1 protein-coding gene is annotated in these 1,325 nt (G+C 54.9%); it reads left to right on the top strand.

The genetic code is table 11. The features are described from left to right. Positions 1-264 precede the first annotated feature (264 nt). Positions 265-1,206 (top strand): IS110 family transposase, encoded by a 942-nt coding sequence (locus HX875_RS32015; RefSeq protein ID WP_177048941.1) that lies wholly within the window; start codon positions 265-267, stop codon positions 1,204-1,206. The last annotated feature ends 119 nt before the right edge of the window (positions 1,207-1,325 follow it).

The raw sequence follows: 1,325 nt of genomic DNA, 5'->3' as shown, positions 1-1,325 counted from the left end.
AACGGCGGCCTATGGTTTCGCTCTTACAGCGAGTCACTTTGCAAAAGCGGCAAAGTAACCAAAACGCTCTGCCCCGCCTGTCGGCACCTCGCCTAGGCTCGGTGTTCCCTTGTAAGATTATTTTCACCTGCTTCAGACCGTGGTGCCCTCAGATTTCGAGATCGTGAGTGAGCATGGGTCGGAGCAGGTTTCTTCCTAAACTAGTCCGAACGGTTGCCTGGGCGCAAAGCCCGATTCTGCAAGGTTGGACGTGAGGAAAACGCTATGGACCATGACTCTGCGTTCGTCGGAATTGATGTTTCCAAAAACAAGCTCGACTCATTCGTCAGCACTACTGGCCAAGTCGAACAGTTTTTCAATACTCAAGAAGATATCCAGCGTTTAGCTAAACATCTCAAGGCTCAGGAGCCGGTTTTGGTGGTGCTGGAAGCGACTGGTGGATATGAGCGGCTTGCCGCTGCCGAGCTTTGTGCTGCTGGATTACCCGTTGTTGTTGTCAATCCCCGTCAGGTTCGTGATTTCGCCAAGGCGACCGGTAGGCTGGCGAAAACCGACGCTCTGGATGCCCAGGTGATTGCGGAGTTTGCCCAGGCGGTCAAACCCGAGATTCGGGAGATGCCAGATGAACACGCTCGCGAACTGGCGGATCTACTGACTCGACGCCGCCAGCTCATCGATATGATCGTGGCGGAAGAGTCTCGATTGAAACAGGCGGTATTCAAGGCGCTTCGACGGGACATCAAGGCACATATCGTCTGGCTTCAAAAGCGCCTTAAAAGCACAGACGATGACTTGCACGAAGCGATCAAAGCTTCGCCGGTTTGGAAGGCCAATTATGATTTGCTGCGCGAGGTATCGGGCGTTGGCAATGTGCTCGCACTTTCGCTGCTGGCAATGGTTCCGGAGCTGGGCAAGGTTAATCGCAAACAAGTGGCTGCATTGGTTGGTGTGGCCCCTTTTAACTGCGATAGCGGCCTCTACAAAGGACGTAGACGGATATGGGGTGGCCGAGCTGAGGTGCGAAGTGTCCTTTACATGGCTGTCTTGTCCTCGAAGAGCCATAACCCGGTGATCGAGAGGTTTTACAACCATCTGCTTGCTGCAGGGAAGACGAAGAAAGTAGCGCTGGTGGCATGCATGAGAAAGTTGCTGACGATCCTGAATGCGATGGTGCGCGATCAAAAGCATTTCGCTGAAATGGCTTGAATTTCGACACGGTTGCTCACTCCGGGATTGCTCCGCGGGCCGCCGCGACGGGGCGTCCCTGCCCCGTCGCGGCTAAACCGGCGTCCTGCCGGTTTACCCGCTCCTCAATCCCTGCGTTC

The sequence above is a fragment of the Pseudomonas yamanorum genome, assembly GCF_013386765.1.
GTDB classification, from domain to species: Bacteria; Pseudomonadota; Gammaproteobacteria; order Pseudomonadales; family Pseudomonadaceae; genus Aquipseudomonas; species Aquipseudomonas yamanorum_A.
This window is presented reverse-complemented; position numbering and strand designations above follow the sequence as displayed.